This window comes from Mesorhizobium sp. M0587, assembly GCF_040320945.1.
In the GTDB taxonomy this organism is placed as follows: domain Bacteria; phylum Pseudomonadota; class Alphaproteobacteria; order Rhizobiales; family Rhizobiaceae; genus Mesorhizobium.
Map to the genome: position 1 here is coordinate 70,813 of NZ_JAMYQP010000007.1, position 23,901 is coordinate 94,713.

Genomic DNA, 23,901 nt, shown 5'->3' on the forward strand with positions numbered 1-23,901 from the left:
ATTTGAAGGCTAGAGCGCAATCGTCCAGCTGGACGCGCGTTGCTCTGGATCAAGCGGGGCACCGATGCTGCGATACGTATTCCGGCGGCTTTTAACCGCCATCCCGACGCTTTTCGTCATCGTGACGATGGCGTTCTTCCTGATGCGTGTCGCGCCAGGCGGCCCGTTCAACCAGGAGCGAGGGCTAAGCCCCGAGATCAAGGCCAATCTCGAAGCCCAATTTGGGCTCAACGATCCGCTCTGGCTGCAATTTGTCCATTATCTCGGCAATCTGTTGCGCGGCAATTTCGGGCCGAGCTACAACATGCCGGATTTCACCGTCACCGAATTGTTCGCCAAGGGCCTGCCCATTTCGGTCCAGCTCGGTGCCTCGGCGCTGATCCTGGCGCTGCTCCTCGGCTCCATGCTCGGCACCATTGCCGCGCTCAACCAGAACAAGCTTGGCGACTATACGGTGATTGCGCTGGCGACCGCCGGCAGCACCATCCCGACCTTCGTCATCGCCCCGGTGATCCAGCTCCTGTTCGGGCTGACCTGGAAGCTTTTGCCGATCGGTGGATGGGGCGACGGCGCCTTTATCAACAAGGTCGGCCCGGTTTTGACGCTTGCTCTGCCGCAGATCGCCATCGTCGCCCGGCTGATGCGTGGCTCGATGATCGAATCCCTGCGATCCCATCATATACGCACGGCACGCGCGCTCGGCCTCTCCGACTGGTCGGTGGTCGTCAAGCACGCCTTGCGCGGCGCCATCCTGCCGATCGTCTCTTTCACCGGCCCGGCAGCCGCGGCACTGCTGACCGGCTCGGTCATCGTCGAGACGATCTTCTCCATCCCGGGCGTCGGCCGCTATTTCGTCGATGCCGCGCTCAACCGCGACTACACGCTGGTGATGGGCACGGTGGTGGTGATCGCCATCTTCACCATCGTCTTCAACCTGATCGTCGATGTCATGTACGCGGTCGTCGATCCGAGGGTGCGCTATGACTGATATCACAGCCACGGCTCCCGCTATCATCGGCCGCTCGCTCTGGGGCGATGCCTGGGCACGCCTCAAGGCCAATCGCGCCGCCATGTTCAGCCTCTATTATGTCGCCGCGATTGCGTTCATCAGTGTGTTCGGACCCTCGTTCGTGCCGCATCAATACACCACGATCTACGCCGATTACGTGCGCATGCCGCCAAGCCTGTCGGCCTATCCGAAGGCCGAGATGATCGAGACGGCGCTTAGCGAAGCGATCAGGCGCATGCGGGTCGACATCAAGGAATGGCGGCAGGAAGGCAGTCAGGTTTTCGTTACCGTCAAGTCGACCAAGCCGATCGACGATCGCAACATCCGCTACCTCGACCGTTCCGATGCCTTTGACGGGACCAGCATCGAGAGCAAATCGCCCGACGGACTTGAAGTGACGATGAGTGCGTCGATCAAGCAGCAATATTTCCTGTTCGGCACCGACAACACCGGCCGTGATCTGCTGTCGCGCACGCTGATGGCCGGGCGCATATCTCTGGCCATCGGCCTGCTTGCGGGTGTCGTGGCGGTGGTCATCGGGGTGATCTATGGTGCGGCTGCCGGCTTTGCCGGCGGCAAGGTCGACGAGGTGATGATGCGCATCGTCGATGTGCTCTATTCCTTGCCCTTCATCTTCTTCGTCATCATGCTGGTGGTGTTCTTCGGCCGCAACTTCGTGCTGATGTTCCTGGCGGTCGGCGCCGTGCTGTGGCTCGACATGGCGCGCATCGTGCGCGGCCAGGCGCTGTCGATCCGTCGCCAAGAATATGTCCAGGCGGCGGAAGCCATGGGCGTTGGCCAGCGTGGCATCCTGCTGCGCCACGTCATTCCCAATCTGCTCGGTCCGGTCGTCATCTACATGACGCTGCTGGTGCCGCAGGTCATCATCCTGGAAAGCTTCTTGTCGTTCCTTGGGCTGGGCATCCAGGAGCCGATGACCAGCTGGGGCGTGCTGATCTCCGTCGGCGCCAAGAATATCGGCACGGCCAACTGGTTGCTGCTGTTTCCCGCCTTCTTCCTCGTCTCGACGCTGTTCGCCCTGAATTTCGTCGGCGACGGCTTGCGCGACGCGCTCGACCCTAGAGATCGATAAAAGTGGGGACCGCTGAAATGGCTGCTTCCGAAACGATCCTCAGCGTCAAGGACCTACGCGTCCGCTTCCGCACGCTCGACGGTGCGGTCGAGGCGGTGAAAGGCATCAACATCCACGTCAATGCGGGCGAAACCGTTGCCGTGGTCGGCGAATCCGGATCCGGCAAGAGCCAGACGATGATGGCGGCGATGAGCCTGCTGGCGTCCAATGGCGAAGCGTCAGGCAGTGTCGACTATCGCGGCCGCAACCTTCTGACGCTGAGCAAAACCGAGCTGAACCAGGTCCGCGGCCGCAAGATCAGCATGATCTTCCAGGAGCCGATGACCTCGCTCGATCCGCTCTATTCGATCGGCAACCAGCTGATCGAACCGATCCGCCGGCATCGCGGCTTGAGGGCCGCCGAAGCGCGCGAAGAGGCGCTCAAGCTTTTGCGGCTTGTGCATATTCCAGATCCGGAACGGCGGATGAAATCCTATCCGCACGAAATGTCCGGCGGCCAGCGCCAGCGCGTGATGATCGCCATGGCGCTTGCCAACGATCCCGACATATTGATCGCCGATGAGCCGACGACGGCGCTGGACGTGACCATCCAGGCGCAGATCCTGGTGCTGCTTGCCGAGCTGCAGCGCAAGCTCGGCATGGCGATCGTCTTCATCACCCACGACCTCGGCATCGTCCGCCGCTTCGCGGATCGGGTCTATGTGATGCGCCAAGGCGAGGTGGTGGAGGAGGGCGACGCCGAAGCGATCTTCGTCGATCCGCAGCATGCCTATACCAAGATGCTGCTGGCGGCCGAGCCGACCGGCAGCAAGGCGCCGCCGCCTGCCGCCGCTCCCGTGGTGCTCGAAGGCAGGAATGTCGAAGTGACATTCAGGATCGGCGGCGGTTTTCTCGGCGGCGAGCCGCTGATGCTGCGTGCGGTCGATCACATTTCCATCCGGCTGCAACGCAACCAGACCATCGGCATCGTCGGCGAATCCGGCTCGGGCAAATCCACGCTCGGCCGCGCCTTGCTGCGGCTGCTGCCCAGCGATGGCCTCATCCGCTTCGGCGACCGCGACATTTCGCAGGCCGACCGGCAGGCGATGCGGCCGCTGCGGCGCGAGATGCAGCTCGTCTTCCAGGATCCGTTCGGTTCGCTGTCACCGCGCATGACTGTGGGCCAGGTCATCACCGAAGGGCTGCTGGTGCACGAGCCGCACCTGTCGGGCAAGCAGCGCGACCAGCGCGCGGTCGAGGCCTTGCGGGAAGTCGGTCTCGATCCCAACGCCCGCAACCGCTACCCGCATGAATTCTCCGGCGGGCAACGGCAACGCATCGCCATTGCCCGCGCCATGATCCTGAAACCAAAGCTGGTGGTACTGGACGAGCCGACCTCGGCGCTCGACCGCTCGGTGCAGAAACAGATCGTCGAATTGCTGCGCAAGCTGCAGGCTGACCACGAACTGTCCTACCTCTTCATCAGCCACGACCTTGCCGTCGTGCGCGCCATGGCCGACTACATCATCGTCATGAAGCAGGGCAAGATCGTCGAGGAGGGGCCGACCGAGGCCATCTTCAGCAACCCGCAAGCTGCCTATACGCAGACGCTCATGAATGCCGCGATCGACGTCACGCGGTTCCGTTTGAGCGCCTGAGGGCAGTCACCGCGAGATGATGCAAATTCTTCAGGACCACACTGTCCGCTAGTCCGCTGACCTCAGGCACTTGCGCGCCCGCACCGCGACGATGGCCTGTTGCTGCTGCTTCAGCCGGTCGATGCCAGCCGTTTCACGGTTGGCGATCGCCGCCTTCACGCGCGAGCCGCCCAGCAACCAGCGTGGAACGCTGGTGTTCGCGACTTTGCCGCGGGTGATTGCGGTCTGCGAGATATTGCGGGCGGTGTCTCCCAGCGCGCTGTTGAGCTCGGTACAGCTCATGCTTTCATATTTGGACGGATCGACGGTTCGGCCGATCGACGAACAGCCGGCGGCAAGAAACAAAGCGAGTACCACGGAGGACGACAGGCCCGAGTTCGAAATAACATTCATATCCGCAACCTCTCTGGCACTGCTTCGTCAGCCGTGATCCCATTATTGAGGTAGCGCAGGGGTCTGTCTCGTCAAAATGCCCTACCGATCATCAGCCATTGGCTCAAACCATTGTTGCGATCACTTTGTCGCTGGAACGGAGATCTAAAGGCCAACGCATAGGGCTGATTCAACCCCAATCATGGAGACCGCAATCAAGTCGCCGGCTCGCATCGGATTTGATGAAGGCGGACTTCGGGACATCGAAGACATCGCCTGGAGGAATTCACGGAACTTTTTAGGAGGCAGCCGCTCATGGCGCCAAGTTTCAGGTGGGATATCAGGTGGGGCGCCAAAGTCGGGATGCGCTAACATATTGTTTTTTCTGGTCGGAGTGGCAGGATTTGAACCTGCGACCCCCTCGTCCCGAACGAGGTGCGCTACCAGGCTGCGCTACACTCCGTGACCAGACCGCGGGCTTATAACCGCCATACCTCGTTCCTGCAAGCGGCAATGGCAGCCCTTCTGTCGCATTTCATCAGCTTTCACCGTGCATGTCGTCGCCGGGAGGATTTTCCCAGGAATAAACACGGTTTAAATGCTTTGTGTGGTAGCCAAGATCTCGACAGTCTGTGATGCAGCCGCTCGGAGTTTTCCAGTCTTGACCCCCAGGATCGTTGGCGAGGCGCGACCCAACAGCTTCGAATTCGAAACCGCCGCACTGATCAGTCCGTCCGGCTTTCGCGAATACGATGCGCGCTGGTGGTTCGGTCATACCGGCTCGACCGTGCCGCCGGAGCTCAATCTCGTCGGCGTCCAGGCGCTCGGCATGGGGCTCGGCACGTTGATCCGCCGCCTTGGCGCCGGCCCCGATATCGTCACCGGGCATGATTTCCGTTCCTATTCGCTTTCGATCAAGCTGGCGCTGGTGTCCGGGCTGATGGCAGCCGGCGCGCGGGTAACGGATATCGGCCTCGCTCTGTCGCCGATGGCCTATTTCGCCCAATTCGCTCTCGACATGACTTCAGTCGCGATGATCACTGCTTCGCACAACGAGAATGGCTGGACCGGCGTCAAGATGGGCGCGGCGCGGCCCCTGACTTTCGGTCCGGAAGAAATGAGCGCGCTGAAAGCGATCGTGCTCGCTGGCGATTTCGATCTCATTGGCGGCGGCTCCTATGATTTCGTCCGCGATTTTCGCGCGGCCTATCTCGATGACCTCACTCGCGAAAAACGCATCACCCGAAAACTGAAAGTGGTCGCCGCTTGTGGCAACGGCACCGCCGGCGCCTTTGCGCCGCAGGCACTGGAAGGTATCGGCTGCGAGGTCATCCCGCTCGACGTCGAACTCGACCACACCTTTCCGCGCTACAATCCCAACCCGGAAGACATGCAGATGCTGCATGCTATCAGGGACAAGGTGCTGGAGACCGGCGCCGATGTCGGTCTTGGCTTCGATGGCGACGGCGACCGCTGCGGCGTCGTCGATAATGAAGGCAACGAGATTTTCGCCGACAAGGTTGGCGTGATGCTGGCGCGCGACATCTCCAGCCAGCATCCCGGCTCGATCTTCGTCGTCGACGTCAAGTCGACCGGCCTGTTCAACACCGACGCAGTGTTGCGCGCCAACGGTGCCGTCACCGATTACTGGAAGACCGGCCACTCCTACATCAAGCGCCGTGTCGCCGAACTGGGCGCGGCCGCCGGCTTCGAGAAGTCAGGCCACTTCTTCTTCAATGCGCCGATCGGGCGCGGCTATGACGACGGCCTGGTCACGGCCATCGCCATCTGTCAGATGCTGGACCGCAATCCGGCCAGTTCGATGGCCGATCTCTTTCATGCGCTGCCGCTGACCTTCGGCACGCCGACCATGTCGCCGCACTGCGGGGATGATGTGAAATATGCCGTGGTCGAGCGCGTGGTGTCGGATTTTCAGGCGATGAAGCGCGAAGGGGCGATTTTCGCCGGGCAGAAAATATCGGACCTCATCACCGTCAACGGGGTGCGCGTCGTCGCCGAAGACGGCACTTGGGGGCTGGTGCGCGCCTCGTCGAACAAGCCCGAGCTTGTCGTGGTGGTGGAGAGCCCGGTATCGTCCGACCGCCGCCGGCAGATGTTCGACGCCGTCGACGCCGTGCTGCGGCGCAGCCCGGAAGTGGGCGCCTACAACCAGATTTTTGAATGGTAGTCGAATGACCGAGCGCATCGTCAGTTTCGTCATGAGCGGCGGCGTCGGCTCGCGGCTGTGGCCGCTGTCGCGCGAGGACAATCCCAAGCAGTTCCACGATCTGTCCGGCGACGGCTCGATGTTGGCCAAGACCTTGCGTCGGCTGGCAGCGCGGCCGGAAGGTGAAACGCCGATCTTCCTGATCGCTTCGGAGCGCCACGCCGAGCGGGTCCATGCCGACCTTGCTGGCCTCGATCTCGCCGGCGGTGGTCCGCTGTTCGAGCCGACCGGACGCAACACCGCCGCCGCCGTCGCGCTGGCGACGCTACGCACTCTGTCGGAGTTCGGCGACAGCCTGGTGCTGGTGGTGCCGTCCGATCACGAGATATCGACGTCGAGCCAATTCTGGCGGAGCGTCGAGGCGGGTGCCGAGGCGGCGCGCGCCGGCAGGTTGGTGGTGTTCGGCATCAAGCCCGCCCAGCCCGAGACCGGCTACGGCTATATCGAGGTCGCGGCCGACAGGGCCGGTGTCTTCGACGTCTCGCGTTTCGTCGAAAAGCCGGACCTTGCGACGGCGCGGGGCTATCTCAAGGCCGGAAACTTCTATTGGAACACCGGCATCTTCCTGTTTCGGGCCAGCGCCATGCGCGATGCCTTCGCGGCTTTCGAACCGAAGATATGGCAGACGACCGAAACCGCCTATTTGGCAGCGACATCGGATCTTTCCGGCCTCTACATGCCGATTGAACTCTACACCGCCATTCCCTCTACCTCGATCGACTACGCCATCATGGAGCGGGCGGAGCATATCGCCATGGTGCCGGCCGGCTTCCGCTGGAACGACCTCGGCTCCTGGCAGTCGCTGCTCGATGTCGGTCCGTCCGACAGCAAGGGCAATGTCATCGTCGGCGATGTCGTCGCCATCGATTGCGAGAATTCCTATATCCGTGGCGACGGCCGCTTGCTGTCGGCGATCGGCATGAAGGACGTCGCCATCGTCTCGACATCGGACGCCACTTTCGTCGCCCCGGTCAGCCACAGCCAGCACGTCAAGAAGATCGTCGAACAACTCGAAAAGTCGGGTCGGCTGGAGGCCAGGTTCACACCGGCGCATGATCGCGTCATCGAAAGCGGCGCCTGGCGGCGGCGCGTGCATCACTGGCTGTTCCAGGAAACCTTGCCGCTATGGTCGACTTCAGGCGTTGACGACCGCCATGGCGGGTTCCACGAAGCGCTTGGCCTCGACGCCTCGCCGCTGATGAAGCCCAAACGCATGCGCACCCAGGCCAGGCAGGTCTATGCTTTCGCCGTCGCCAAGGCGCGCGGCTGGAACGGTCCGGCCGATCGGCTGATCAGCCACGGTATCGGGTTCATGGCCGGGAAGGGCCGCACCGGCAAGGGCGGCTGGGTGCGCACGCTGAATGTCGACGGCTCTGTCGTCGACGCCACCGAAGACGCCTATGACCATTCCTGCGTGCTCCTGGCGCTGGCGCATGCGCACATGTCCGGCAACCCAGACGCCTTGCGGCTCGGCGAAGAGACTTTCACCTTTCTCGATGCGCATCTCGAGGATCGTCGCATGACCGGCTTCCTGGAAACATCGGACGGCGAAGGCGAGCGGCGCTCCAACCCGCATATGCATTTGCTCGAGGCCTTTCTGGCCTGGCATCAGGCGACAGGCGAGCGCGCCCATTTGCGGCGCGCGGCGCGCATTATCGACCTCTTCCGCAGTCATTTCTTCGATCCGGAAAGCTGGACGCTCGGCGAATATTTCGATGCCGAATGGAAACCCTCCGCAGGTGAGAAAGGTACGTGGACAGAGCCCGGCCACCACTTCGAATGGGCCTCGCTGCTGGTCGATTTCGCTCGGCGCAGCGGCCAGGCCGAATTGAGCGGCTTCGCCAGGAAGCTCTATGCCTCGGCCATCGCCAATGGCCTGAATCGTGCCACTGGTCTCGCTTATGGCGCCGTCTCGCGGCAAGGCCTGCCGCTGGATCGCGTCTCGCGCAGCTGGCCGCAGGCCGAGGCAATCAAGGCCGCGATCGCGCTCGATGGATCGGGCGGTCCCGATCTGAAGCCGGAGATCGAGGCGCGTGTCGGCCGGTTGTTCCGCTGGCACATCGACCCGGCGCCGCTCGGCTTGTGGATCGACCGCATCGACGAACGCGGCCGCTCGCTGGCATCAGACGTGCCGGCCAGCATCTTCTATCATCTGGTCTGCGCGCTGACCCAGTATCTAGATGGGACGGCGGAGAAGGCGACTTGAGAGCCGTTGCACTCCGTCAGGCCCCCCTCTGCCCTGCCGGGCATCTCCCCCTCAAGGGGGGAGATTACGCGCTTCAACGCTTTCGCTAATTTTCAACGTTGCAAAGAGGGGTTGGCGCCAAAGTAGCCGATCTCCCCCCTTGAGGGGGAGATGCCCGGCAGGGCAGAGGGGGGTGCTTCGCGCCGGCCACTCAATACGGGCTCGCCACATCCCCCGTCTCGACATACACCGACTTCAACTGCGAATAGAATGCCAGTGCGGCCAGCGAATTCTCCCGGCCGATGCCGGACTGCTTGAAGCCGCCGAAGGGGATTTCCACCGGCGTCAGGTTGTAGGCATTGATCCAGCACGTGCCGGCCTGCAATTCGGCGATGACGCGGTGGGCGCGCGGCAGGTCGCGGGTGAAGACGCCTGCGGCAAGACCGAATTCGGTATCGTTGGCGCGGTCGATCACCTCGTCCTCGCCGTCGAACTTCAACACGCTCATCACCGGTCCGAAAATTTCCTCGCGGGCAATGCGCATCGTGTCGGTGACGCCGGTGAACACCGTCGGCTCGACGAAGAAGCCACCGTCAAAGCCCTGCAGCGAAGGCATGTTGCCGCCGCAGGCCAGCGTCGCCCCGTCCTGCTTGCCGATCTCGATATAGCCGATCACCTTGTCGTGCTGCGCTTTCGAGACCAGCGGTCCCATCTGGGTCTCGGGGTCGAGCGGATCGCCGATGCGGATTTTCTTCGTCCGCTCTATCAGACGGTCGACGAAGCGATCGTGGATGCCGCTCTGCACGAAAACGCGCGTGCCGTTGGAACAGATCTGGCCGGTCGAATAGAAATTGCCGAGCATGGCGCCGCCGATGGCGTTCTCGATGTCGGCATCGTCGAAGACGATCAGCGGCGACTTGCCGCCAAGCTCCATCGTCGCATGCTTCATCTTCGAGCCGGCAAGCGACAGCACCTTTCGGCCGGTCGGCACCGAGCCGGTCACCGAGACCTTGGCGACGACGTCGTGGCCGACAAGCCCGGCGCCGACATCGCCGTAACCCTGCACGACGTTGAACAGCCCGTCGGGCAACCCGGCTTCGCTGTAGATCTCGGCCAGCGCGAGCGCCGAAAGCGGCGTGTTTTCCGACGGCTTGAACACCATGGCGTTGCCCATGGCGAGCGCCGGTGCCGATTTCCAGCCGGCGATCTGGATGGGGTAGTTCCAGGCGCCGATGCCGACACACACGCCGAGCGCTTCGCGCCTGGTGTAGGCGAAGGGGCCACCCAGATCGACAGCCTCGCCATTGTAGGTGGCGACCGCGCCGCCGAAATATTCGAGGCAGTCGGCGGCCGAAGGTGCGTCCGCGACCAACGTCTCTTGGATTGCCTTGCCGGTGTCGAGTGTCTCGATCCGCGCAAGGTCGGCGTTGCGGGCGCGCAAAATGTCGGCGGCGCGGCGCAGGATGCGTCCGCGCTCCACCGGCTTCAGCCGCGCCCAGGGCGGCTGCGCGGCACGTGCCGCCTCGATGGCGAGCTCCAGAACGTTCGGCGTCGCCGAGCGCAGCATGGCGATGGTCTCGCCGGTTGCGGGATAGATGACCGGCAGCGGCGCGCCTTGCTCATCATCGATGTAGCGTCCGTTGACATAGTGCGATGCCGTGGGCTGCGCGCGCATGGGAGGTCTCCGAATTGTCTTTCGCGGCATGCGGATCGTGCGGTGACACGATCATGCGCTATCTGTCCGATACCCGCCAGCGCGGATTGATCCATGGTTCCTGGTTGGACGGTGCCGGCGGCGTGCGCCCGAGAATGTGGTCGGATGCCTTCTCGCCGGTCATGATCGACGGCGCGTTGAGATTGCCGTTGGTGACCCGCGGAAAGATCGAGGAATCGGCGACCCGCAGTCCGTCAATGCCGATGACCCGGCACTCCGGATCGACGACGCTCATCAGATCGTCGGCGCGGCCCATCTTGCAGGTGCCGCAAGGATGGTAGGCGCTCTCGGCATGATCCCTGATGAAGATGTCGAGATCGGCATCCGACTGCACATGGCTGCCCGGCGAGATTTCCTTGCCGCGATAGGCGTCGAATGCCGGCTGGCCGAAGATTTCGCGGGTCAGCCTTATGCAGTGGCGGAACTCCGTCCAGTCGTCGGGATGAGACATGTAGTTGAAGCGGATCACCGGCTTCGATTTCGGGTCCGGCGAGCGCAGCGTCACCGAGCCGCGCGACTTCGATCGCATCGGTCCGACATGCGCCTGGAAGCCATGCAACTTCGCCGCCGCCTTGCCGTCATAGCGTACCGCCGCCGGAATGAAATGGTACTGAATGTCCGGATAGTCGACGCCGGCGCGCGAGCGCACGAAGGCCGCCGCCTCAAAGTGATTGGTGGCGCCGAGACCGGACTTGAAGAACAGCCATTGCGCGCCGATCAGCGCTTTCGAGAACGGGTTCAGCACCGAATTGAGCGTGATCGGCAGCAATGATTCCTGCTGGATATAGAGCTCCATGTGGTCCTGCAAATTGCGGCCGACGCCGGGCCGGTCGGCCACGACAGGGATGCCATTTTCGCGCAAATGCTCGGCCGGGCCGATGCCGGACAGCATCAGGATCTTGGGTGAATTGATCGACGACGCGGCGACGATCACCTCGCGTCGCGCCTTAACGACTTGAATCTGTTTGTGAGCCTCGATCTCGACGCCGACGGCGCGTTGATTCTCGATGATCACGCGCCGCGCAAAGCCTTTGACCAGATTGACGTTTTTGCGCCCGAGGGCCGGCTTCAGATAGGCTGATGCAGCCGACCAGCGCCGGCCGCCGCTTATGGTCTGCTCCATCGGCCCGAAGCCTTCTTGCTTGGCGCCATTGTAGTCGTCGGTCAGTTCGAACCCGGCCTGGCGGCCGGCCTCGACGAACGCACCGTAGAGCGGATTGCGCCGCGAGCCGCGCTGCACGTGCAGCGGGCCACCGTGACCGCGCCAGCCATCTTCGCCGCCGTTCGCGTCTTCCATGCGCTTGAAATAGGGGAGCACGTCGGCAAAGCCCCAACCGGCCGCGCCCTGTTCGACCCAGTGGTCGAAGTCGCGGGCATGGCCGCGCACATAGACCATGCCGTTGATCGAGGACGAGCCGCCGATGACCTTGCCGCGCGGTGTCGCCAGCACGCGGCCGCCGAGGTGTGGCTCCGGCTCGCTGGCAAAGCCCCAGTCGTAGAGGCTCATGTTGAGCGGGATCGATAGCGCTGAAGGCATCTGGATCAGCGGCCCGATGTCCGACCCGCCGAATTCGATGACGATGACCGAATGCTTGCCGTCCTCCGACAGCCGATAGGCCATGGCCGAGCCGGCCGAACCGGAGCCGATGATGACGAAATCCGCTTCAAGCATGGTTCATATGCGCCCATCGTTCATATGCGTGATGAAATCGGCGAGCGAGACATTGCCGCCAGTTGCCACCACAAGGACGGTCTTGCCCTTCACATCCACCTTGCCGCCGAGCAGTGCCGCAAGGGACGCGGCGCCTGACGGCTCGAGCACCAGCTTCATGCGCTCGAAGGCGATCCGCATGGCGCGCCGCACCGATTGATCGTCGACGGTGATGCCGCGAACGCCGGCGGTCCTGACCGCAGCGAAGGGTGCATCGCCCGGCCGTCGCGACATCAGTCCGTCGCAGATCGATTTCGGGCCGATCGGCATCGTCTCGATACTGCCATGCGCCAGCGACGAGCCCATGCCGTTGAAACCTTCCGGCTCGACACCGATGATCTCGGTAGCGGGAGACAGGTAGTGGAAGGCGAGCGAAACGCCGCCGATCAATCCACCGCCACCGACAGAACAGAACAACAGGTCGGCGCTGGCCTCCTTGGCCGCGAGCTGGTCGAGCGCTTCCAGCCCGGCACCGGCCTGGCCGGCAACGATTTCCGGATCGTCGAAGGGATGCAGCAGCGCCAGGCCTTCCGTTTCGGCGATCTCGCGCGCCTTGGCGGCCGCGACTTCCTCACGCGCACGCTCGCCATGGTCGGTCAGCACGACGCGGGCTCCGTAGCCCGCCGTGGCGTCGCGCTTGGCGGCCGGCGCATCGATCGGCATGACGATGGTCACGGGAATGCCGAGAGCCTGGCCGGCGGCGGCCAGCCCTTGTGCGAAATTGCCGGATGAATAGGCGACGACACCTTCCCTGGCTTCATCGGCCGAAAGCTGCTTCAAACGCCAGTAAGCGCCGCGCACCTTGAACGATCCCGCCCATTGCAGCGATTCCGGCTTGATGAACACGCGGGCGGCCCCGATCTCTCTGGCCAAGGCCGTCGATTCCAGCAGCGGCGTGATCTGCGTCGCCCGGGAGGTGACCGCATAGGCCTGCCTGAGATGGTCGAGGGACGGGACGAGAAGGTCTGCCATCATTCGCCTCGCGGAAAACGTTTCTGCTCTTCGAGCACGTTGAGATCCATGTGATTGCGCATGTAGCGTTCCGAGGCCTTTTGCAGCGGCTGGAACTCCCAGGGGTAGTGCGTGCCGTTGCGCAGCGCCGGATAGACCACCCAGCGCCGCGCCTGGCTGGCCCGCACGGCAGCGTCGAAAGCCGCCATGTCCCAGCGCGTGCGCACCTTTTCCATGAAAGCCGCCACCAGATCGGCATGCGCCGGATCGGTGGCCAGGTTGCTCAGCTCGTGCGGATCGGATTCGATATCGTAGAGTTGCGGCGGATCGATCTCGCAGTGGATGAATTTGTAGCGGCCGTCGCGGATCGCCACCAACGGCGCATTCGAGCCTTCGGCGGCATATTCCATCAGCACGGGCGCGGTGCGCTGCTTGCCATCCAATAGCGGCAGCAGCGACTGGCCATCGGTCCAGGGCGCGATCGCGCTCATGTCGAGGCCGGCGAGATCGCATAGTGTCGGCGTCACGTCGAGATTGGAAACAGGCGCCCCGATCAGGCCCGCCGGCACGCCCTTTCCGGCGATCATCAGCGGTACCCGCGCCGAGCCTTCGAAGAAGCACATCTTGAACCACAGTCCCCGCTCGCCGAGCATATCGCCGTGATCCGAGCAGAACAGGATGATCGTGTCGTCGAGCATCCTCGTGCGTTCCAGCACCGACAACAATTCGCCGACCTTATCGTCGAGATAGGAAATGTTGGCGAAGTAGCCGCGCCGCGCGCGGCGGACCTGCTCCGCCGTGATGTCGAAACTGTCGTAGTCGGACGCCTTGTAGAGCCGCTGCGAATGTGGATCCTGCTTGTCGTAAGGGATGAAGCCCACTTCGGGTTCGAGCGCGGGGCAGTCCTCGTAGAGATCCCAATACTGGCGCCGCGCCACATAGGGATCGTGCGGATGGGTGAAAGAGACCGTCAGGCACCAGGGTCGATGCGCGGTCTCGTCGGAAACGCGGGCGAAATCATAGAGTTTCTGCACCGCGTGGAAGGCGACCTCGTCGTCATACTCCATCTGGTTGGTAATTTCCGCGACACCCGCGCCGGTGACGGAGCCGAGATTGTGATACCACCAGTCGATGCGCTCGCCGGGTTTGCGATAATCCGGCGTCCAGCCGAAATCGGCCGGATAGATATCGGTGGTCAGTCGCTCCTCGAATCCGTGCAATTGGTCCGGGCCGACGAAGTGCATCTTGCCAGACAGGCAGGTGTGATAGCCGTCGGAGCGCAGATGATGGGCAAAGGTCGGGATCGACGAGGCGAACTCGGCGGCGTTGTCATAGACTTCGGTACGCGACGGCAATTGGCCGCTCATGAACGAGGCGCGGCCTGGCGCGCAGAGCGGCGAGGCCGTGTAGTTGTTGGCAAATCGTGCCGAGCGCGCCGCCAGCGCTTTCAGATGCGGAGCATGCAGGAAGGCTGCCGGCCCGTCCGGGAACAAGGTCCCGTTGAGCTGGTCGACCATGACGATCAGGAAATTGGGCCGCTTCGTTGTCACTGCCTGCACCGCTCGCCGAGTTTGGTTTCGAGATAGTCCTCGACCAGCGCGATCGCGGTCGCGGCGTCAGGCACGCCGTCCTTCAATGCACGCCTGATATAGAGCCCGTCTATCATCGCCGCCGTCGCTTCGGCGACGCGGTCGGCTTCGGCTCTGGGCAGGATCCCGGTCAACCCGCTCATCAGGTTCGAATGCAGCCGCCGCGCATAGACCCTGAGCAATCGGCGCAGCGAGGACGATTTCTGCGCCTCGACATAGAAGGCGAGCCAGGCGGCGATGGTCTGCGGCCGGAACTGGATGTCCGAGAAGTTGACGGCCACGACCGCCGAGACGCGTTCGCGTGGCGTGCCGGCGGCCTGAAGGGCGCGCAACGTGTCGGCGGTCAGTTCGGCCAGGATGTGCCGCATCGTCGCCAGCAGCAACTCGTCCTTGGCGCCGAAATAATGATGGGCTAGGGCCGACGACACTCCGGCGCGTCCGGCGATTTCGGACATGGTTACGTCGAGCGAACCGCGCTCGCCGATCGCCGAGATCGTCGCGTCGATGAGCGCCTTGCGGCGCATTGGCTCCATTCCGACTTTCGGCATGCTGTTCCCGGCGTTTGCCTCGAGTTTATTTTTTATTGACGGGTCAATCAACAAAGAATCGACGACCCGATGCAACCTGCACCAAGCGATTGTCTGATTCCGGCCCTTTTCGAGGCGGGTCGAATTGTTTATATTTGAACAATAAAGGCGAGATGCGCCGTGAGCCACTTACTAGGCAGGCGCCAAGCATGGAGACCGCCATGACCGCATGCATCGTTGGTTGGGCGCATTCGCGCTTCGGCAAGCTCGAAGGTGAGACGCTTGAGAGCCTGATCGTCAAGGTCGCTACGGACGCGCTCGATCATGCCGGCGTCGGTCCTGACGAGGTCGACGAGATCGTGCTTGGCCATTTCAACGCCGGTTTTTCCGCCCAGGACTTCACCGCCAGTCTGGTTCTTCAGGCAGACGACCGGCTCCGCTTCAAGCCGGCGACGCGCGTCGAGAACGCTTGCGCCACAGGGTCGGCGGCGGTCAGGCAAGGCATCCGCGCCATCGATGCAAACGCCGCCCGCATCGTGCTGGTGGTCGGCGCCGAGCAGATGACGACGACGCCTGGTCCCGAGATCGGCAAGAACCTGCTCAAGGCTTCCTATCTGCCCGAGGACGGCGAGACGCCGGCGGGCTTCGCCGGCGTTTTCGGCAAGATCGCGCAGGCTTATTTCCAGCGCTACGGCGACCAGTCCGATGCGCTGGCCATGATCGCCGCCAAGAACCACAAGAACGGCGTCGACAATCCCTATGCGCAGATGCGCAAGGATTTCGGCTATGAATTCTGCCGTCAGGAGAGCGAAAAGAACCCCTTCGTTGCCGGCCCGTTGAAGCGTACGGACTGCTCGCTAGTCTCCGACGGTGCCGCCGCCCTTGTCCTTGCCGACACGGCGACCGCCTTGAAAATGCGCCGCGCCGTCGCTTTCCGCGCCAACGAGCATGTGCAGGATTTCCTGCCGATGTCGAAACGCGACATCCTGTCGTTCGAGGGCTGCGAACAGGCCTGGACACGCGCGCTGAAGGACGCCGGCGTGACCCTCGACGATCTCTCCTTCCTCGAGACGCATGACTGCTTCACCATCGCCGAACTGATCGAATATGAGGCGATGGGCCTGGCAAAGCCGGGTGAGGGCGCAAAACTGGCCCTGGACGGCACAACTGCCAAGGATGGCCGCCTGCCGGTCAATCCCTCCGGTGGCCTGAAGGCCAAGGGCCATCCGATCGGTGCCACCGGAGTGTCGATGCATGTCCTGACCGCCATGCAGCTTGTCGGCGAAGCCGGCGGCATCCAGGTGCCGGGCGCGAAACTCGGCGGCATCTTCAACATGGGCGGCGCGGCGGTCGCCAACTACGTTTCCATTCTCGACCGGATCAGATAAACCGCCCGAATTACCGCGCAGCGCGCCTTTTAGCGGACGCAAAGGACGTTGTAACGCTTTGATTCGGCGCACGTCTCCAAAGTCGGTTCCGATTTTCGAGATCGTGCGCCATCGGGAGGTGACATGACAGATCCGGTACTGATCGAGGTTCTGCGCGGCGCGATCGTCGAGAGCGCGCATCGTGGTGCCGTCGCGGTCTTCGATGCCGACGGCAAGTCGGTCTGGGAGATCGGCGATACCTCGAAGCCGGTGTTTCCGCGCTCCGCCGTCAAGGCCATTCAGGCGCTGCCGCTGGTCGAAAGCGGCGCGGCCGATGCGTATGGCTTCGGAAACCGCGAACTGGCGCTCGCCTGCGCATCCCATTCGGGCGAGCCGGCGCATGTTGAACTGGCGCGATCCATGCTCGCCAGGGCCGGGCTGGACGGGTCGGCGCTCGAATGCGGCGCGCATTGGCCATCCAACCATGGCGCGGAGATCGCACTCGCCCGCGCCGGTGAGTTGCCGAACGCGCTGCACAACAATTGCTCCGGCAAACATTCCGGTTTCCTCTGCACCTGCGTTCATTCCGGCATTGCGCATCGCGGCTATGTCAAGGCGGATCACGCCTTGCAGGACATGGTGCGCGACGCGATGCAGGCGGTAACTGGTGCCATTCATGGCGCCGACGAGCGGGCGACCGATGGCTGTTCGATCCCGACCTATGCGGTGCCGCTCAAGAGTTTCGCACTCGGCTTTGCCCGCATGGCCACGGCACGAGGCTTCGGCCCGGAGAGGGCCAAGGCCGCGAAGCGTCTGCTGGCGGCCTGCATGGCCGAGCCGTTCTTTGTCGCCGGCACCGGCCGCGCCGACGTCGCTTTGATGGAAGCCGCGCCTGGGCGGATTTTTGTCAAGGGCGGCGCCGAGGGCGTCCACTGTGCGGCAATCCCGGAACTTGGCCTCGGCATCGCGCTCAAATGCGACGATGGCGCCGGCCGCGCCGGCGAAGCCATCGTTGCCGCTGTCCTAGCCAAGCTGTTGCGCGCGGACGAGGCCTTGGCGGCGAAGCTGCTCGAACTGGCAAGCGTACCGATCGCAAGCCGGATCGGCGCCAAGGTCGGAGGCCTCAGGCCGACCGCAGCCTTGAATTGAAGTCGGCACTCAACTGACGTGATTGCGCTCGACGCTCAGATGCGCAAAGCCGGTATTGTCCGATGACGTCAGGTCGCCGGTTGCCGGCTCGGCCCAGCGATGGCCGACAATGGCGCCGTTCAGTGCGCCGTCGATGACATTGTCCGATATGACCGCCGTGCCGGCGCCCTCGACCACGGACACGACGATGCCCGTTCCGGCCTTGCGGATGATGTTCCCGATGGCCACGACGTTGCGCAAATACGGCCCCCAGCCGATCGACATGCCGTAGAGTGGCGCGTTCTCGATGACGTTGTTGGAGACGGTCGTGTCGGCCTCGACGCCGATGCCAACGCCAAATCCGGGCGAATCTGCGGGGTAGGGGCCGCTGGTCGACAGATTGCGCACGATGTTGCCGGAGCAGACACCCATGCGGCCGCCTTCGTTGAAGTTGACGATCGAGATGCCGTTGGCTGCGCCATCAACTATGTTGCTGCTAATGATCGCGCCCTCGAACGAGAATTCGGAATAGACCGCGGTCTCCCCCGAACGCGAGCAGGTATTGCTTGAAATCTGGAGATTGCTGGCACTGTTGGCGCGGATGGCGGAGAAGGCGCAATCCTCGACGAGGTTGCCCGAAATGACGACATTCCCGGCCCGGAAAGCATTGATGCCATTGCCGTTCTGGCCGGTTCCGCCACTGCGCGCCGTAATGCGCTGGACGCGGTTGCCGGTGACCATGGTGCCGTCTTCCGCCGCCTGCCAGCGGTGCACGAGGATGCCGCCATTGGCGCAATCGGAGACGGTATTGCCTGATATCGTCAGTCCGCCGGCCTCGACCGAATAGATGCCGGCATCGGCGGCCCCCGATATTTCCGAACGCTCGACGCGACCCGCCGCATGTTCCAGCGCCAGTCCGTTCTTGCCGCTGCCGGTTATCTGGCAATTGTCTATCGCAAGGTGAGCGACGCGGCGCAGATCGAGCAGCCCTTGCGCGTAGTCGCCTATCGAGCGGTTCGCGCCATCGAAGACCAGTCCGTTGAGTTCGATATGCTCGGCCTGTTCGGCCATCAAGAGGTGGCCATCGCCGCCATAGACGATCCGCGTCGCGCCCGGCACGCCGGAAAGCCGCACACGGCTGGGCAGCGAGAGGTTTGACACCACATAGGTGCCCGGCGGCAGGAACACTGGCATGTCGCGGCCGCTCGCGTCACGCAGCAGCCTGGCGAAGGCCTTGCTCTGATCGTCGAAGGTGCCGGGTTGGACGCCAAGTTCGGTGGCGTTGATCGAACCACGCATCGAGGCTTTCTCGATGCCGGTCAGGCTGGCGGCCGCCGCCCTGCCAAGAGAGAGGCCCATTACGGCAAAGCCGGCGGTCTGCGTCAGCAGCGTTCGTCTGTTCAACATCGGCACAGGTCCTGGTGTTCAATGTTGGCTTCGCAGGAATCGTGCCAGACGCTGTGCTTCGCCCTGGAGGCAACGACAATGGCTTGTGGAGTAGCCTTTAGGCGCCTAAGTTCATGGGATGAGCAGAGCTTTCACTCGCGAGGAAGACAGCGAAAACGCCATCGCCGGCGTCGGCGAGCGGCCGATCAGCCACCATCGCAATCTGGTGACGGAGCGCGGCCTGGCGATGATCGAGGACAACCTGGCCGAGCTGCGCGACATACTGGCAAAGGCCGAGAGGCGGAGCGACCGCGAGCGCATAGCGGTCGTTTCGCGCGACCTCCGCTACTGGACCGCGCGGCGGGAAAACGCGGAGCTTTCCGTGCCGGGGCCGGGCAGCGACTTGGTGCGTTTCGGCATGGGCGTCACGCTCGAGGGCGACGACGGCAGGAAAGTGCACTGGAAAATCGTCGGCGAGGACGAAGCCGATCCGGCCAAAGGCACGATTTCGCACGTGTCGCCCATGGCGGTCGCCCTGTTTGGCAAGAAGGTCGGCGAAATTGCCGTGGTCAACGGCAAGGAATGGGAAATCGTCAAGCTCTCCGACAACTAGTCTTCGAGCTTGACGACATGGTCGCGGAAGAAAGCCGCGGCTCCGGCTTCATCGATATCGCCTGAAGCCACGGCCATGCCGAATTCGTAAAGCGTCCCGTTATCGGCTGTCAGGACGTGGCCGTTTACGATCAAAAATGCGCCGGCGGCCACGATGGCAGTCCGTTTGTTGCCGTCGACAAAGGCATGGTTCCTCGCAATGCCGAAGACATAGGCGGCTGCGAGATCTTCAACCGAAGGGTCTCCATAGTTGGCCTTGTTCTCGGCCCGGGCGAGCGCCGATTCAAGAGCATTTTCATCTCTTAGACCCTGCGCCCCGCCGTGCCTGCGCAATTGCTCGGCATGCATCGCTTCGACCGCGCGACGTGACAGAAACTCCCAGGTCATTCCGCGAGTTTCTGAAGTGCGACCTTGTACTTGTCCATGACCTTGCGAGCGGCTTCCATCTGGCGCTCGAAGCTATCGTCGACCGGCTCAAGGGCAATACCCTTGTCCGTTTCGACGATCTGGAGCTGATCACCTGTCTTCATGTTCATACGGTCGAGCAGATCCTTCGGCAGGATCACACCTTCGGAATTGCCGATCTTGCGAATGGTCGTGTTCATGACGGATTATCCTGTTGCAACACCTATTATAACGCCCGAGGCGCGCTGTTGCAACAGAAATTATAACAAGGCCGTCAGCCCGCCAGCAGCCGCTCCATAAGCCGATCCGCTGCTTCTGGAATGACTGTGCCCGGCGGGAAGATTTCCGCCGCGCCGGCTTCTCGCACCGCTTGGTAGTCCTGTGGCGGGATGACGCCGCCGGCGACGATCAGCATGTCGCCGCGACCGAGCTTTTTCAGCGCATCGCGCAACTCGGGGATCAGCGTCAGATGCCCCGCCGCCAGCGACGAGGCGCCAACGATATGAACATCATGCTCGGCCGCCAGCCTTGCGATCTCCTCCGGCGTCTGGAACATCGCACCGACAGTGACGTCGAAGCCAAGATCGGCGAAGGCCGTGGCGATGACTTTCTGCCCACGGTCATGACCATCCTGTCCCATCTTGGCGACGAGGATGCGTGGCTTGCCGCCGAATTTCTTCTCGAAGACGTCAAGCTTGTCCTTCAACCCGTCGACCACGGGGTTGTCGCCAAGCGTCTTGCGGTAGACACCGGAAATGGTCTGCACCGTCGCGACGTGGCGGCCAAAGGTTCTTTCCAACGCGAACGAGATTTCGCCGACCGTGGCATTGGCGCGCGCGGCGCGAATGGCGAACTCCAGCAGGTTCTCGTTGCCCTGCGCGGCACGGGTCAGCGCATTGAGCGCGTCTTCGACGGCGGCGACATCGCGCGTGCCCTTCAGCCGCTGCAACTTCGACAATTGCCGGGCCCTGACCTCGGCATTGTCGATCTTCAGCACGTCGACCTCGATGTCGGTCTCCGGGCGATGCGCGTTGACGCCGACCAGCATCTGCTCGCCGGAATCGATGCGCGCCTGCGTGCGCGCCGCCGCTTCCTCGATGCGCAGCTTTGGAATGCCCTTCTCGGTCGCGGCGGCCATGCCGCCGAGGGCCTCCACCTCCTCGATATGGGTAAGCGCACGCGCCGCCAGGTCGTGCGTCAGCCGTTCGAGATAGCCGGAGCCGCCCCACGGATCGATGATGCGCGTGGTGCCGGATTCCTTCTGCAGGATGAGCTGCGTATTGCGGGCGATGCGCGCCGAGTGGTCTGTCGGCAGCGCCATTGCCTCGTCGAACGAGTTGGTGTGGAGCGATTGGGTGTGGCCCTGCGTCGCCGCCATCGCCTCGATCATGGTGCGGATAATGTTGTTGTAAGGGTCTTGCGCCGTCAGCGACCAACCCGAGGTCTGGCAGTGAGTGCGCAACAACAGCGAGCGCTCGTCCTTCGGCGCGAAGTTCTTCTTCATCAGGGTCGCCCACAGCAGGCGCGCGGCCCTGAGCTTGGCGACTTCCATGAAGAAGTTCATGCCGATCGCCCAGAAAAAGGACAGGCGCGGCGCGAAGCGGTCGATATCGAGGCCCGCCGCAACGCCGGCGCGGGCATATTCGATGCCGTCGGCGATCGTATAGGCAAGCTCCAGGTCGGCCGTCGCACCGGCCTCCTGCATGTGGTAGCCTGAGATGGATATCGAATTGAACTTCGGCATGTTCTTCGACGTATAGGAGAAGATGTCCGAAACGATCCGCATCGAGGGCTTTGGCGGATAGATGTAGGTATTGCGGACCATGAACTCCTTCAGAATGTCGTTCTGAATGGTGCCGGCCAGATCCTTCTGCGCGACCCCCTGTTCTTCCGCCGCGACGATGTAAAGGGCCATGATCGGCAGCACCGCGCCGTTCATCGTCATCGACACCGTCATGTCGCCGAGCGGAATCCCGTCGAAGAGCTGCCGCATGTCGAGAATGGAATCGATGGCGACGCCCGCCATACCGACATCGCCGGCAACGCGGGGATGGTCGCTGTCATAGCCGCGATGCGTGGCGAGATCGAAGGCAACGGACAGCCCTTTCTGGCCGGCTGCAAGATTGCGCCGGTAGAAAGCGTTGGATTCCTCGGCCGTGGAGAAGCCGGCATATTGGCGGATCGTCCAGGGTTGCTGGACATACATGGTCGGGTAGGGGCCGCGCACAAAGGGCGGCAGGCCCGGATATGTATCGAGATGCGGCACGCCCTTGAGGTCGCCCGGACCGTAGAGATGCTTGACGACAAGCCCTTCGGGCGTCATCCGCTGGCCCTTCACCTCGACGGGCGCACGGCGCGGCGACACCCAGCCGATCTGGCTGAAATCCGGTATCAAGGAGCAACCCCGACTGATTGATCGATGCGGACCGGAAACAGCGGTTCGCATGTGGTGGCGCCCTCGGTGAAGGCAGTCCGCCGCTCCGCGTCCAGCGTCTCGACCGGCCGCTCGGTCTGCTGCGGATAGAGTGTGGTGCCGACGATAGCCCGCTCGCCCGCCTTGAAGGCGGCGTCACGTCGAGCGGAGGCTGCGCGAACGCGCTGCTGGATATGTCCATCCTGAAGGCTGGACAACACACCTCCCTCGGCCTCGATCGCCTGCAACTCCGCCCATGCCGCTTCGCACAGGTTGCCGGTCAGCGCTTCGACCGCTCCAGAACCGCAGGCAGGATCGGCGACATGATCGATATGGCTTTCATGGGCCATGATCAGCTGCGCATTGCGGGCGACGCGGCGGGCAAAAGCCGCCGGCAGGCCGTGCGCGATCGTATGCGGCAGGATGGAGATGGAATCGGCTCCCCCCGCGGCCGCTGCGAAGCAGCCGATCGTCGTGCGCAGGATATTGGTTTCCGGGTCCAATGCCGTCATCATCCGAAACGATGTCTCGGCATGGATACTGGCAGTGGAATTCGGGATCGAGCAGGCTTCCTGAACCCGTGCCCAAAGCCTGCGCAGCGCCCGCACCTTGGCAATTGACAGGAACTGGTCCTGATCGACGCTGAGCGCGAACCCGATATGAGGGGCGGCGTAGACAAGCGGCTGCCGTGCCTTTTCGAACATTCTGAGATAGGAGACAGCCGAAGCGAGCATGGTGCCGAGTTCCTGCGCTTCCGTGGCGCCGGCATTGTGGAAAACGCGCCCGTCCGCCTCGAGCAGCACGCCCGGAACGCCCATCGAGAAGAAATGCGCCAGCGATTGCGGCATCGATTCCTGCAAAGCCTCGATCGACATGCGCAAGCGGCCGGTGCCGGCGAAGATCGCGGCTGGATCGATGCCGAAGGAGAGGTTGAGCTTTGCCGGATCCGAGCGGCGCTTGCCCAGGAAAGCCACCAGCCAGTCGGCCATCGGGCGGCTCCACGGGTGCGCGTCGATGCGGATCTGGATGCGGTTGAGGGGCACGCCATCCAGCACCGCCTCCAGCGCCTGCGCAGTCCGCGGCAGGCCGTAGCCGAATGCATTCGGCGCACCTTCGAAGACGAGCGACAGTCCCGTCGCGCCCTGTTCGATATCCTCCTGCACCTGGGCCTTGGCGCGGCCGACGTCGGGATCGTCGACGCGCTGGCTCACGATCCATGGCGATTTGGGGTTGGCGCGCACAATCGGTTCTGCCCCGACCGATCGGTCATAGAGCGGTTCGACGCGGATCGCGTCATCCGTGTGCGAGACCAGTTTTTCCTCGAAGGATGCACCGGCAAGCGCCTTTTCGGCCAGCCCGAGCCATCGCTGCCGGTCGGCATTCTCAAGTTCGGTATCCCTGGTCGAGGCTCCGGCGCCCATCCGTTTTCCTCTTTGTCATTTGGCCGCATCAGCTTGGAGCACTTCAGTCTACGAGCCCCGGTGCGATATCGCAATGCAATGCCTTCCGAGACCAGGATTCGATCCGCCAGGCGTGCACCGGCCCGAGAGGACGAACCATGAACGATTGCCAAAC

At 63.2% G+C, this 23,901-nt stretch carries 19 protein-coding genes and 1 tRNA gene; 8 read left to right on the forward strand and 12 right to left on the reverse strand.

All coding sequences use genetic code 11. The annotated features are described in order from the left end of the window. The first annotated feature begins 64 nt into the window (after positions 1-64). Genes NKI49_RS08685 through NKI49_RS08695 form a run of 3 tightly spaced genes read left to right on the forward strand, consistent with a single transcriptional unit; the run spans position 65 to position 3,739 of the window. On the forward strand, positions 65-988 hold the full coding sequence (locus tag NKI49_RS08685) for an ABC transporter permease subunit (RefSeq protein ID WP_352599476.1): 924 nt from the start codon (positions 65-67) through the stop codon (positions 986-988). Next, positions 981-2,102 carry an ABC transporter permease gene (locus tag NKI49_RS08690; protein ID WP_352599478.1) on the forward strand — a complete coding sequence of 374 codons (1,122 nt, stop codon included), beginning with the start codon at positions 981-983 and terminating at the stop codon, positions 2,100-2,102. The genes NKI49_RS08685 and NKI49_RS08690 overlap by 8 nt, the downstream gene beginning before the upstream one ends. A gap of 17 nt (positions 2,103-2,119) precedes the next feature. Continuing rightward, complete coding sequence (locus NKI49_RS08695) at positions 2,120-3,739, forward strand: ABC transporter ATP-binding protein (RefSeq protein WP_352599480.1); 1,620 nt, start codon at positions 2,120-2,122, stop codon at positions 3,737-3,739. Between the two features lie 48 nt (positions 3,740-3,787). Here the strand turns inward: NKI49_RS08695 and NKI49_RS08700 are convergent, their stop codons facing one another. Together NKI49_RS08700 and NKI49_RS08705 are read right to left on the reverse strand one after the other, a co-directional pair. Next, positions 3,788-4,132 carry a hypothetical protein gene (locus NKI49_RS08700; RefSeq protein ID WP_352599482.1) on the reverse strand — a complete coding sequence of 115 codons (345 nt, stop codon included), beginning with the start codon at positions 4,130-4,132 and terminating at the stop codon, positions 3,788-3,790. A 365-nt stretch (positions 4,133-4,497) separates the two neighbouring features. Then, positions 4,498-4,574, reverse strand: a tRNA-Pro gene (locus tag NKI49_RS08705). 198 nt (positions 4,575-4,772) lie between these two features. On the opposite strand from NKI49_RS08705, the gene NKI49_RS08710 reads away from it, so the two are divergent. Both NKI49_RS08710 and NKI49_RS08715 read left to right on the forward strand, forming a co-directional pair. Next, a complete protein-coding gene (locus NKI49_RS08710) occupies positions 4,773-6,299 on the forward strand; it encodes a phosphomannomutase/phosphoglucomutase (protein WP_352599484.1) in 1,527 nt (508 codons plus the stop codon). Between the two features lie 4 nt (positions 6,300-6,303). After that, positions 6,304-8,544: an AGE family epimerase/isomerase gene (locus tag NKI49_RS08715; protein ID WP_352599486.1), complete on the forward strand. Its 2,241-nt coding sequence runs from the start codon at positions 6,304-6,306 to the stop codon at positions 8,542-8,544. A 190-nt stretch (positions 8,545-8,734) separates the two neighbouring features. Here the strand turns inward: NKI49_RS08715 and betB are convergent, their stop codons facing one another. From betB to betI, 5 genes are read right to left on the reverse strand one after another with little or no spacing between them, the layout of a single operon-like run. Further along, complete coding sequence (gene betB, locus NKI49_RS08720) at positions 8,735-10,198, reverse strand: betaine-aldehyde dehydrogenase (protein ID WP_352599488.1); 1,464 nt, start codon at positions 10,196-10,198, stop codon at positions 8,735-8,737. Between the two features lie 58 nt (positions 10,199-10,256). Beyond that, positions 10,257-11,909 (reverse strand): choline dehydrogenase, encoded by a 1,653-nt coding sequence (betA, locus tag NKI49_RS08725; protein ID WP_352599490.1) that lies wholly within the window; start codon positions 11,907-11,909, stop codon positions 10,257-10,259. 3 nt (positions 11,910-11,912) lie between these two features. Continuing rightward, a complete protein-coding gene (locus NKI49_RS08730) occupies positions 11,913-12,923 on the reverse strand; it encodes a threonine/serine dehydratase family protein (RefSeq protein WP_352599492.1) in 1,011 nt (336 codons plus the stop codon). Next, positions 12,920-14,449, reverse strand: coding sequence for a choline-sulfatase (betC, locus tag NKI49_RS08735; protein ID WP_352599494.1), 1,530 nt, complete (start codon positions 14,447-14,449; stop codon positions 12,920-12,922). The genes NKI49_RS08730 and betC overlap by 4 nt, the downstream gene beginning before the upstream one ends. Next, a complete protein-coding gene (gene betI, locus NKI49_RS08740) occupies positions 14,446-15,036 on the reverse strand; it encodes a choline-binding transcriptional repressor BetI (protein WP_352599496.1) in 591 nt (196 codons plus the stop codon). Before betI ends, betC begins: the two co-directional genes overlap by 4 nt. Before the next feature lie 200 nt (positions 15,037-15,236). On the opposite strand from betI, the gene NKI49_RS08745 reads away from it, so the two are divergent. Together NKI49_RS08745 and NKI49_RS08750 are read left to right on the forward strand one after the other, a co-directional pair. Next, positions 15,237-16,403, forward strand: a complete 1,167-nt coding sequence (locus tag NKI49_RS08745) for an acetyl-CoA acetyltransferase (protein ID WP_352599498.1) — start codon at positions 15,237-15,239, stop codon at positions 16,401-16,403. A 123-nt stretch (positions 16,404-16,526) separates the two neighbouring features. Continuing rightward, entirely contained in the window at positions 16,527-17,531 is a 1,005-nt protein-coding gene (locus NKI49_RS08750) for an asparaginase (protein ID WP_352599500.1), read from the forward strand. A gap of 9 nt (positions 17,532-17,540) precedes the next feature. Here NKI49_RS08750 and NKI49_RS08755 read toward each other — a convergent pair whose 3' ends face one another. Next, on the reverse strand, positions 17,541-18,917 hold the full coding sequence (locus tag NKI49_RS08755) for a TIGR03808 family TAT-translocated repetitive protein (protein WP_352599502.1): 1,377 nt from the start codon (positions 18,915-18,917) through the stop codon (positions 17,541-17,543). 118 nt (positions 18,918-19,035) lie between these two features. On the opposite strand from NKI49_RS08755, the gene greA reads away from it, so the two are divergent. Further along, on the forward strand, positions 19,036-19,509 hold the full coding sequence (gene greA, locus NKI49_RS08760) for a transcription elongation factor GreA (RefSeq protein ID WP_352599504.1): 474 nt from the start codon (positions 19,036-19,038) through the stop codon (positions 19,507-19,509). Here greA and NKI49_RS08765 read toward each other — a convergent pair. The 4 genes from NKI49_RS08765 to NKI49_RS08780 all read right to left on the reverse strand — a co-directional run bounded on the left by NKI49_RS08765 (position 19,506) and on the right by NKI49_RS08780 (position 23,747). Next, the gene (locus tag NKI49_RS08765) at positions 19,506-19,895 is read right to left on the reverse strand and encodes a type II toxin-antitoxin system death-on-curing family toxin (RefSeq protein ID WP_352599506.1); all 390 of its coding nucleotides are present in this window, start codon (positions 19,893-19,895) and stop codon (positions 19,506-19,508) included. The two genes, greA and NKI49_RS08765, sit on opposite strands and share 4 nt — an antisense overlap. Beyond that, positions 19,892-20,113: an AbrB/MazE/SpoVT family DNA-binding domain-containing protein gene (locus NKI49_RS08770; RefSeq protein WP_352599508.1), complete on the reverse strand. Its 222-nt coding sequence runs from the start codon at positions 20,111-20,113 to the stop codon at positions 19,892-19,894. Before NKI49_RS08770 ends, NKI49_RS08765 begins: the two co-directional genes overlap by 4 nt. 74 nt (positions 20,114-20,187) lie before the next feature. Then, on the reverse strand, positions 20,188-22,308 hold the full coding sequence (scpA, locus tag NKI49_RS08775; protein ID WP_352599510.1) for a methylmalonyl-CoA mutase: 2,121 nt from the start codon (positions 22,306-22,308) through the stop codon (positions 20,188-20,190). After that, positions 22,305-23,747 carry a methylmalonyl-CoA mutase subunit beta gene (locus NKI49_RS08780; RefSeq protein ID WP_352599512.1) on the reverse strand — a complete coding sequence of 481 codons (1,443 nt, stop codon included), beginning with the start codon at positions 23,745-23,747 and terminating at the stop codon, positions 22,305-22,307. Before NKI49_RS08780 ends, scpA begins: the two co-directional genes overlap by 4 nt. Between the last annotated feature and the right edge of the window lie 154 nt (positions 23,748-23,901).

Bases quoted from the DNA above. Each gene is read 5' to 3' on its own strand.
- NKI49_RS08685 (WP_352599476.1), top strand. From the start codon at position 65: ATGCTGCGATACGTATTCCGGCGGCTTTTAACCGCCATCCCGACGCTT.
- NKI49_RS08750 (WP_352599500.1), top strand. From the start codon at position 16,527: ATGACAGATCCGGTACTGATCGAGGTTCTGCGCGGCGCGATCGTCGAG.
- NKI49_RS08715 (WP_352599486.1), top strand. From the start codon at position 6,304: ATGACCGAGCGCATCGTCAGTTTCGTCATGAGCGGCGGCGTCGGCTCG.
- NKI49_RS08770 (WP_352599508.1), bottom strand. From the start codon at position 20,113: ATGAACACGACCATTCGCAAGATCGGCAATTCCGAAGGTGTGATCCTG.
- greA (WP_352599504.1), top strand. From the start codon at position 19,036: ATGAGCAGAGCTTTCACTCGCGAGGAAGACAGCGAAAACGCCATCGCC.
- betI (WP_352599496.1), bottom strand. From the start codon at position 15,036: ATGCCGAAAGTCGGAATGGAGCCAATGCGCCGCAAGGCGCTCATCGAC.
- NKI49_RS08780 (WP_352599512.1), bottom strand. From the start codon at position 23,747: ATGGGCGCCGGAGCCTCGACCAGGGATACCGAACTTGAGAATGCCGAC.
- NKI49_RS08765 (WP_352599506.1), bottom strand. From the start codon at position 19,895: ATGACCTGGGAGTTTCTGTCACGTCGCGCGGTCGAAGCGATGCATGCC.
- NKI49_RS08695 (WP_352599480.1), top strand. From the start codon at position 2,120: ATGGCTGCTTCCGAAACGATCCTCAGCGTCAAGGACCTACGCGTCCGC.
- NKI49_RS08690 (WP_352599478.1), top strand. From the start codon at position 981: ATGACTGATATCACAGCCACGGCTCCCGCTATCATCGGCCGCTCGCTC.
- betB (WP_352599488.1), bottom strand. From the start codon at position 10,198: ATGCGCGCGCAGCCCACGGCATCGCACTATGTCAACGGACGCTACATC.
- NKI49_RS08755 (WP_352599502.1), bottom strand. From the start codon at position 18,917: ATGTTGAACAGACGAACGCTGCTGACGCAGACCGCCGGCTTTGCCGTA.
- betA (WP_352599490.1), bottom strand. From the start codon at position 11,909: ATGCTTGAAGCGGATTTCGTCATCATCGGCTCCGGTTCGGCCGGCTCG.
- NKI49_RS08730 (WP_352599492.1), bottom strand. From the start codon at position 12,923: ATGATGGCAGACCTTCTCGTCCCGTCCCTCGACCATCTCAGGCAGGCC.
- NKI49_RS08745 (WP_352599498.1), top strand. From the start codon at position 15,237: ATGACCGCATGCATCGTTGGTTGGGCGCATTCGCGCTTCGGCAAGCTC.
- NKI49_RS08700 (WP_352599482.1), bottom strand. From the start codon at position 4,132: ATGAATGTTATTTCGAACTCGGGCCTGTCGTCCTCCGTGGTACTCGCT.